Annotated in this window: 14 protein-coding genes and 1 pseudogene; 13 read left to right on the forward strand and 2 right to left on the reverse strand. The window is 42.3% G+C overall.

Going from position 1 to position 8,480, the window contains the following annotated elements; translation table 11 throughout:
• Window positions 1–252 precede the first annotated feature (252 nt).
• From rimM to rplS, 13 genes are all read left to right on the forward strand, one after another.
• Window positions 253–777 carry a ribosome maturation factor RimM gene (gene rimM, locus QZY09_RS04980; RefSeq protein WP_295668973.1) on the forward strand — a complete coding sequence of 175 codons (525 nt, stop codon included), beginning with the start codon at window positions 253–255 and terminating at the stop codon, window positions 775–777.
• Window positions 778–1,176: 399 nt separating this feature from the next.
• Entirely contained in the window at window positions 1,177–1,650 is a 474-nt protein-coding gene (locus QZY09_RS04985; protein WP_295668976.1) for a hypothetical protein, read from the forward strand.
• Between the two features lie 3 nt (window positions 1,651–1,653).
• Window positions 1,654–2,082: a hypothetical protein gene (locus QZY09_RS04990; protein ID WP_295668979.1), complete on the forward strand. Its 429-nt coding sequence runs from the start codon at window positions 1,654–1,656 to the stop codon at window positions 2,080–2,082.
• A gap of 2 nt (window positions 2,083–2,084) precedes the next feature.
• Window positions 2,085–2,285, forward strand: a complete 201-nt coding sequence (locus tag QZY09_RS04995; RefSeq protein ID WP_295668982.1) for a helix-turn-helix transcriptional regulator — start codon at window positions 2,085–2,087, stop codon at window positions 2,283–2,285.
• 48 nt (window positions 2,286–2,333) lie between these two features.
• Window positions 2,334–2,699 (forward strand): glyoxalase, encoded by a 366-nt coding sequence (locus tag QZY09_RS05000; RefSeq protein ID WP_295668985.1) that lies wholly within the window; start codon window positions 2,334–2,336, stop codon window positions 2,697–2,699.
• Between the two features lie 71 nt (window positions 2,700–2,770).
• The gene (locus QZY09_RS05005; protein WP_295668988.1) at window positions 2,771–3,187 is read left to right on the forward strand and encodes a VOC family protein; all 417 of its coding nucleotides are present in this window, start codon (window positions 2,771–2,773) and stop codon (window positions 3,185–3,187) included.
• Window position 3,188: 1 nt separating this feature from the next.
• Entirely contained in the window at window positions 3,189–3,581 is a 393-nt protein-coding gene (locus QZY09_RS05010) for a VOC family protein (protein WP_295668991.1), read from the forward strand.
• Between the two features lie 95 nt (window positions 3,582–3,676).
• Window positions 3,677–4,534 carry a hypothetical protein gene (locus tag QZY09_RS05015; RefSeq protein WP_295668994.1) on the forward strand — a complete coding sequence of 286 codons (858 nt, stop codon included), beginning with the start codon at window positions 3,677–3,679 and terminating at the stop codon, window positions 4,532–4,534.
• 74 nt (window positions 4,535–4,608) lie between these two features.
• Window positions 4,609–5,286, forward strand: a complete 678-nt coding sequence (trmD, locus tag QZY09_RS05020; protein WP_295668997.1) for a tRNA (guanosine(37)-N1)-methyltransferase TrmD — start codon at window positions 4,609–4,611, stop codon at window positions 5,284–5,286.
• A 143-nt stretch (window positions 5,287–5,429) separates the two neighbouring features.
• Entirely contained in the window at window positions 5,430–5,993 is a 564-nt protein-coding gene (locus QZY09_RS05025; RefSeq protein WP_295669000.1) for an RNA polymerase sigma factor, read from the forward strand.
• A 43-nt stretch (window positions 5,994–6,036) separates the two neighbouring features.
• Window positions 6,037–6,519 carry a hypothetical protein gene (locus QZY09_RS05030; protein ID WP_295669002.1) on the forward strand — a complete coding sequence of 161 codons (483 nt, stop codon included), beginning with the start codon at window positions 6,037–6,039 and terminating at the stop codon, window positions 6,517–6,519.
• Window positions 6,520–6,635: 116 nt separating this feature from the next.
• The gene (locus QZY09_RS05035; protein ID WP_295669005.1) at window positions 6,636–6,866 is read left to right on the forward strand and encodes a hypothetical protein; all 231 of its coding nucleotides are present in this window, start codon (window positions 6,636–6,638) and stop codon (window positions 6,864–6,866) included.
• 188 nt (window positions 6,867–7,054) lie between these two features.
• Window positions 7,055–7,402: a 50S ribosomal protein L19 gene (rplS, locus tag QZY09_RS05040; RefSeq protein ID WP_295669007.1), complete on the forward strand. Its 348-nt coding sequence runs from the start codon at window positions 7,055–7,057 to the stop codon at window positions 7,400–7,402.
• 206 nt (window positions 7,403–7,608) lie between these two features.
• Here rplS and QZY09_RS05045 read toward each other — a convergent pair whose 3' ends face one another.
• Together QZY09_RS05045 and QZY09_RS05050 are read right to left on the reverse strand one after the other, a co-directional pair.
• Entirely contained in the window at window positions 7,609–8,352 is a 744-nt protein-coding gene (locus QZY09_RS05045; RefSeq protein ID WP_295669010.1) for a C4-type zinc ribbon domain-containing protein, read from the reverse strand.
• A pseudogene (locus QZY09_RS05050) lies at window positions 8,352–8,480 on the reverse strand (Nif3-like dinuclear metal center hexameric protein); the annotation flags it as partial. The gene QZY09_RS05045 and the pseudogene QZY09_RS05050, both read right to left, overlap by 1 nt.

An 8,480-nucleotide genomic window follows, 5' to 3' on the forward strand; every position in this document is an offset into this window, starting at 1 on the left:
CTGAAGCTAAAAAGAAAGAGGCGAAAGCGGCAGCCATTGTTGCTAAAAACACACCTCCGGTTGAAGAAGTTGAAGCTCCTGCTGAAGATGCAGCTACTGAAACCGAAGCAGAAAGCGCTGAATAATTTTTATTTAGACATAAATACAATGGCGAAGCACCTACAGGTCCTTCGCCATTGTTGTTTTTACGCATTCCCTTATAGCGATGGGTTTGAAACCCATCGCTATAAGGGAATAAATTAAAGGTATAGCATGGACAAGAAAGACTACTTCAGGATTGGCAGCATTTTAAAAACCAAAGGCTTAAAAGGCGAGATGAATATGTATGTCGACTTTGAGGGCCTGGAGAAAATAAAGCTTGATGGAATTTTTATTGAAATTACCGGCAAGCTGGTACCTTATTTTGTTAGTTCCATCAAATACCTGCAAAAAAATGCGGCCTACCTGGTGCTGGAAGATGTGGATAGCATCGAAAAAGCAGCGGCGCTGGTCCGCAAGGATATTTTTCTCCCGAATAAATTAAAACCTAAAAAGAAAAAAGACGAATTTACCTTGTTCGACCTGGAAGGGTTTACCGCCGTTGATATAAACGAAGGCGTATTGGGCATCATCACCGCGGTACACGAATATCCCCAGCAAATAATAGCTGCGGTAGACTTTCAAAACAAGGAGATTCTTTTCCCGCTAAACGAAGCGGTGATCAAAGGGATCGATGTGGTAAAAGAGATCGTTACGGTTGATTTGCCGGAGGGCCTGCTGGATGTTTATTTAGATTAACCTTATCTGCGCAGAGGCGCAATATTTTGCGTCTCCTTTCCACGCAATAAATATTTTTAAATCAACCAGGGCAAGCTATTCTTTTGATTTAAAAAAGCTTCCGATCCAGTTTCCAACAGCACACCCACCTAAACAATAAAAGAATGCTAAAAAGCGAAGGGAATGCATATAGAAATCTCTATATACACCAATGCTTAGTAAGATTATACCGATTAATAAATACAAGTGCCTATTAAATTTCATTGCAGTAAGGTTTACTCAAATTTACTACTTTTTGGGGTATATCCTTAATTGCGTGCCAAAAGTTTAACGAAGCCCGGTTTAATGTAGATTTTTTGTAAAGTAAACTTTCATATTTGTAAAGTTTACTTTACATTTGGTAAATTAAACTTTACATAAATGAAATCACGCTTCTTATTTTCTCACAAATGGCGCATAGCGGGATACGGTTGCTTTGCTGTTGCTGTTGCCTTTGCAATCACTTTAAAGCTCCTGCACCCTGAAGGCTATACCTCGGTGGATTTACATCAGGTTGTGCCTTCTCACCAAAACGCACAGAATGATATCCACACCGGGGTGATCGGAATGAGACTACATCACGATATTTTTATTTTACTCATTGTCTCCGGCCTTCTGTTTATAGGATTTTCAAAGGAGAAAATTGAAGATGAACAAATTTCGCAAATACGCTTAGATTCGCTGCAATGGGCAGTTTACTTCAATTACGCCTTGTTTATTGTTTGTGTGCTTTTTATTTATGGCGTACATTTTATTCCTGTCCTCATTTTTAATATTATTAGCCCATTGATCTTTTTTATTATCCGGTTCCGATGGAAGATTTATCAACTTAACCGCTCATTAAAAAATAATTGAAACATGAAATCACGCTTTCTATTCCCCTTTTGGTTCCGTTACCTTGGGACTGCACTTTTCCTGGTGCATGTGCCGTTTGTGTTTTTCAAAAGGCCCCCTGATCCGGTAGACGCTCAACATATTGCAGACAACACCCTATTCAACAACGGTCATTTATTTTTTATGGCGACGACGCTGTTAATGGCGGTTGGCCTTTTCTTTATTGCTTTTGCAAAAGAAAAGATTGAAGATGAACAGATCTCGCAATTACGCCTCGATTCCCTGCAATGGGCCATTTATTTAAACTATTTTTTGCTGATCATTGGTTTAATACTGACCACTGATACCGAACATATCCTGTTTTTGAATTTAATGGTGCCGCTATTTTTCTTTATTGTCCGTTTCAGGTGGGTGATTTTCAAGCTAAACCATTCACTGCCAAAGGAGGGATAGCCATGAAAAACAATATCCGCGTAGAGCGCGCCATCAAAAATATAACACAGGGCGAACTGGCAGACCTGGTGAGTGTCTCACGCCAAACTATCAATACCATCGAAAGCAATAAATACGTACCTTCAACTGTGCTGGCGCTAAAAATAGCCCGGGTATTCGGCAAACCGCTGGAAGAGGTATTTGTGCTGGAAGAGGGGGATTAAACGAAACAGGCACCGACATTTTATAGGCCGTATAAACAATAATAGCTAATGGAACATAAAGCTAAATCCATCCGGCCCTTTATCGGGGCTAAAAACTTTGAACGTTCAAGGAGTTTTTACCGCGACCTGGGTTTCAGGGAAGTGGTTTTATTTCATAATATGTCCCTGTTCCAAACAGATGCCTTGGGGTTTTATTTACAGGATGCTTATGTGAAAGACTGGATAAATAACACCATGTTATTTTTAGAGGTGGACGATGTGAACCGCCATTGGCATGAGCTGCAGAAGTTAAACCTTACGGAAAAATACAAAGAAGTAAAATTAACCGCCATCCGGAACAATGACTGGGGCAGTGAATATTTTTTACATGACCCATCGGGCATTTTGTGGCACTTCGGCGAGTTTAATAAATAGGCAGATCCCGTGTCGGGCTTAATTAGCCCCGGCGGCAAAAAAGCCGGTTACCATTATAAAATTTACAGCACATGAAACAGCAAACCACATTTTCGCCCCAACTGGTCATCAGCCATGGGGTAACCGACATCAGCTTTTATAGCAAAGCACTCGGCGCTATCGAGCTGCGCCGTTTTAGTAATGACGACGGTTCGATCCACGTGTCAGAGCTGGAGGTCGACGGGCAGGTATTTCACCTGCATGAGGAGGGTCACGACAATCTCAGCCCGAAAAACGTTGGCGGCTCTACCGTTTCCATTGGCTTATGGGTAGATGACGTGCACACCATTATGGCCAATGCCGAAGCCGCAGGCGCTATTATTACCTCAACTGTACAGGATTATGATTACGGCTATCGCCAGGGCGGCTTTACCGATCCCTTCGGCCACCACTGGCTGATTGAAAAAGACATCCGCGACGAAAAACCGGCAACCAATAACGGCAACTGATATGGAAAACAACTTTAAAGCCATGATCAAACCAACGTTGTCCGTAAAGAACGGCGCTGCGGCTATAGATTTTTACAAAAACGCGTTTAACGCCGTTGAATTAATCCGCGTAACATCGCCCGATGGTGAAGTAGTTGCCGAACTATCCATCGGCGGTGCGGCGTTTTACTTGGCTGATGAGTCGCCGGAACATGGCAACTTTAGCCACTTAAGCCTGGGCGGCATCAGTGTAAGGTTTGGGTTGATGGTTGATGATCCGGATGCCGTAGCGAAACAAGCTATTGCAGCCGGCGCTACCGAAATATACCCCGTAGCCGACCAGGATTACGGCATGCGCCTGGGCCATATCGCCGATCCCTTTGGCCATCACTGGGAAATTTACAGACCGTTGTGAAAGAGCCAGGAACCAAGAGCCTGGAATCAGGATAGAAGCAAAAGCAGGTTTTTGATTCCAGCAATAATATTTTCTATATTCGGTAAATAAACCGAATGAAGCCTTACCTTTTATTTCCCATATTTTTCAGGCCTATTGGCATAGTTCTGGCATTGATCGGGTTGGTATTTGGCTATATTTACCTATTTCAGGACAAGGTTTTAATTTTTGCCGACCACGGCTCAGGTAATTTTACCGACGAACTAGGAACAACCTGTGAAGTTTTGGGATTAATATTCATTGGGTTTTCCCGGCTCAAAAACGAAGATGAGCGAACGTCTGGAATTAGATTGAATGCCCTTTATTGGGCAGTAGTGTCAGATTTAATTTTTCGGTTTGCCAATTTCGGTTTGCTGTCTTTAGGAAACTGGTTGAAGATTGGTTTTATACACCGCATAGCGGTCTTCGATGATCTTGAAATATTTTTTCCTCTGGTTATTTTTATTGCCCGGTTTTACTTTTTGCTTTATAGCGCCAGAGAAGGCCGAAAAGAATCATCACTTTTTTTACTTCCCTACAAACCATACTTACTGATCGTGAAGTCGATTTGTATCCTCTTTTTTATTCTGATCTGGGCCATTATCCAATTTTCAGCCATCGACGATCTGATAAAAAAAGATTTGCCGACTGAATTATTTATTTTATTTCCGATTTGCCTGTTGATTTGGATATGGTCGAAAGAAAAAAACGAAACAACAGATATAGAAAAAGTCAGGTTAAAGGCAATGCATATAGCAGTTTATATCAATTACTTCCTGTTTTTAATTGCCACCTGGGTAATCTACGGTTTTGCCTACTTGCAGGTGCTTATTGCTGGTTTGCTAAGTATCCCAATCATTTATTTGGCTGTTTTTTATTTACTACTGCCCGTGCCTAAAATTGATCAAATTGAAACCGAGACAATGACCCTTTAATTCGTCTGTTTTTGAAATAATTCCTTTCGCCGTTAACCTTTTACCTTTCACCTCAATAAAACTATCTTTGCACCATGCGCTTTGATATCGTTACCGTTTTGCCCGGCTTGCTGGATAGCCCTTTTGCCCACTCCATTTTGCAGCGTGCACAAAAAAAAGGCATAGCCGAAATACATGTCCATAACCTGCGGGACTACTCCACCCAAAAACAAAAAAGTGTGGATGATTACCCCTATGGCGGCGGCAGCGGTATGGTAATGACAATAGATCCCTTTGCACGCATTATTGAAAAGCTGAAAAGCGAGCGTGAATATGATGAAGTGATCTTTATGTCGCCGGATGGTGAAACCTTTAACCAGCAGATCGCCAACCAGCTGTCAACCAAAACGAATTTCATTATTTTATGCGGGCACTATAAGGGCATCGACCAGCGCATCCGCGATATTTTTGTTACCCGCGAGATCTCCATCGGCGATTATGTACTCTCGGGCGGTGAATTACCGGCGGCGGTGGTGGTGGATGCGGTAGTAAGGCTGATACCGGGTGTTTTGTCCGACGAAACCTCTGCATTATCCGATTCTTTCCAGGATGGTTTGCTGGATGCCCCTGTTTATACCCGCCCGGCCGACTGGAACGGCCACAGGGTGCCCGATATCCTGCTCAGCGGCAATACCCCAGAGGTAGAAAAATGGCGCTTTGAGCAAGCCGTAGAGCGCACCAGGAAGAGAAGGCCTGATTTGCTGGATGAATAGTTGATTGGGTTGATTAAGTGAGTGGTTGATGAGGTTGGGGCAGTGGTAAAGACCTTAACAAACTACTCACTTAATCAACTTTATCTAACCTGATAAACTAATTTTGCAACCAAAGCACAATCCCTGCATTATAGTTGCCGAGCATGAGCCCCGACCACGAAGCCAAACTTGTTGAACAATGCCGTACCGACCCTGCCGCTTTCGGCGAGGTGTTTGATTGTTGGTATAAGCCGGTGTTCGGGTACATCATGCGCCGCACGGCAGATTATGATCTTTCGAGGGACATTGCCGCCGAAACTTTTCTAAAAGCTTTTTTAAAGATTGGCAGTTTTCGCTTGCGGGGCATCAGCCTATCGGCCTGGTTGTACCGCATTGCTACCAACGAACTGAATATGTATTACCGCAGCAGTAAATATCAGCCGCAATCGCTGCAGCAGTTGCTGGAGAACCCGCAAATGGAAAAGCTGCTGCACCAGGATGCGGATGAAGAGCGCGAACTGCTGGAAAACGAATTAAAGGCCCATAACGATTATAACCAGATCAGGATAAACCTGCTTAAGCTGGATATTAAATATCAGGAAGTGATCGCCCTGCGGTATTTTGAACAAAAAACCAACAGCGAGATCAGCGAGATCCTGGATAAAAATGAGGGCACCGTAAAATCGCTGCTATCCCGTGGGCTGGAAAAATTAAGAAATATGCTGTAACACTGCAACCGGATCATCGTTTTGCATTATAAGGGTAATTAACATGAAAGAAAAGGACGAATTTTTAAAACAGATGGAAAACTTAAAAGTACCGGAAATAAACCCGCAGAAACATCCCCTTCAGGTAAAAATGGCCATTATGAATGCCGGCCGCTCAGCGGCGCTTGGGGTTTGGCTGATTGTTGTGCCCTGCTATTTTTTGTTTTGCGTGTTTATGTACTATTTCTCGCACCTGCGCGTAGGTACAAGCTGGTTCGCGGCGATGTTTACGCTGATGTCGAGCCTGGATAAAACGCGTTATATAGACTTTTTAGGGACAATCATTATCGAAGTACTGCCCATTATCTGCGTTATTATTAACGCATTGGCCATAACACACGTGGGCCTCCAAAAAGAAGGCAGGGTGCAGCAGCTTAACATCACCATAAAAGTTAAAATATGGAATATACTGCTTATCCTGCTCAGCTTGATAATTGTAGGAATATTTATTGCCTACGTGATAACGGAGAATATTTCGGTAGGTTAAAGGCGAAAGGCGAAAGGTGAAAGGTAAAAGGTGAAAGGTAAAAGGCGAAAGGTAAAAGGGCGAAAGGCCGAAACAACTGCGATAATAGATATATCAAAACATTTAAAATTATTTTTATGAAATTAAACTGGTTTACACGAACAGGCGTTTTCTACCGGCCGGCATCGGTTGTTGGCTGGGTTATCCTGGTAATTGCGGCAGCATATGCCATCTATACTTTTATTGATATCGACTGCCGCTCACACTCGGGAAGCGATACGATGATCAGTTTTGTATTTAACCTGCTGCTTATTGGGCTGATTTATACCATTATCGCCTATTTTACTGAGGCGCGTCGGGTTGATTGAGTTGATTAGGTTAGTGTAAGTTGATTGGGTTAGGTTGGTTGAATTAAAACCACTCACTTAATCATACTCAATCAACCAAACAACTAATGAAAATTAATTTTCAACATCGACTTTTAATTGTTAAAAAAAATCCCTATAATTGCAATCCGATTTTTACGGGCTAAAAATCGCTTTAAGAGCTAAAAATCATGGATTTAGTAAAATTTGTTGAAGAACAGTCATCAGAAAAAAGAGTACATCCGTCCTTTAAAGCAGGTGATACGGTAAGTGTTCACTATAAAATACGCGAAGGAAACAAGGAACGTATACAGGTATACCAGGGTGTGGTTATCCAGCGCAACAGTGTTGGTATATCTGAAACCTTTACTGTACGTAAAGTATCAAACGGCATAGGTGTTGAGCGTATTTTCCCTTACAACTCGCCAAATATTGATAAGGTAGAGGTAAACAGCCACGGTAAAGTACGCCGTGCTAAACTTTATTACCTGCGCGAATTGACCGGCAAAGCTGCCCGTATCAAATCAAAAAGGGTTTAAGTTTTCAGGTCTCCTGAAAAGGAGTATCATAAAAAAATATTCGCCTTCCCGGCTTACCGGGGAGGTTTTTTTGTTTTTTGTAAATTACCCAAAAAAGGCGGCTACGCTACTATCGCCAATCACCATCCCTAAATTTTCTTAACAAAAAAAGCCGCCTCTTTTAAGGCAGCTCTTATATTTCTTACTCCGCTTTTTGGGGCAGGAATTTATGCTGTTTCAGCTTCCATCGCCATTTGCTCGTCAACCAATATACGGCCGCAATGTTCGCAAACGATGATTTTTTTACGCTGACGGATATCCGACTGGCGCTGAGGCGGGATCTGGTTAAAACATCCTGAACATGAATCGCGCTGGATGGTTACCACCGCAAGGCCGTTCTTAGCGTTTTTACGCAAACGGTTATAGGCGATCAGCAAACGGCCATCAATGCCTTTGGTTGCTGTTTCAGCCTGGGCAGTAAGTTCGCTTTCTTCTTTCTGGGTTTCAGAAGTAATGGTGCCTAATTCTTCTTTTTTGGCATCCAGATCACTTTTACGTGCTTCCAGGTCGGCAAGGGCTTTTTCATACACCTGGGTTTTGGTGGCTATTTCAAAGCCGAATTCCCTGATCTTTTTTTCACTTACCTGGATATCTAATCCCTGGATCTCAATTTCTTTTGATATAGCGTCGTATTCGCGGTTATTTTTAACCTCATTAAGTTGAGTTTCGTATTTTTTGATGTTGGCCTGTGAATCCTTTATCAGGTTTTTACGGGTAACAATATCATCTTCTAAATCATCCAGCTCAGCTTTTATCTTTTGAATACGGGTTTCAAGACCTGCAACGTCATCTTCAAGGTCGGCAACTTCCATAGGCAATTCACCTCTTACCTGGCGAATTCTGTCGATCTTGGTGTGGATGGTTTGTAGTTCGTATAAAGCTTTCAGCTTCTCTTCTACGGTTTGTTCCATTAAATAAAATATTTGACGGGGTTTGTATTTACTTCTGTTAAACGGACGGCAAAGTTACTAAATTTTTTCTTAATATTCTCAGACAATAATTGTTGCGTAAATTGTTCACTTTCAAAGTGCCCGATGTC

Origin of the sequence: uncultured Mucilaginibacter sp. (genome assembly GCF_903913935.1) — a bacterium.
Classification (GTDB): Bacteria; Bacteroidota; Bacteroidia; order Sphingobacteriales; family Sphingobacteriaceae; genus Mucilaginibacter.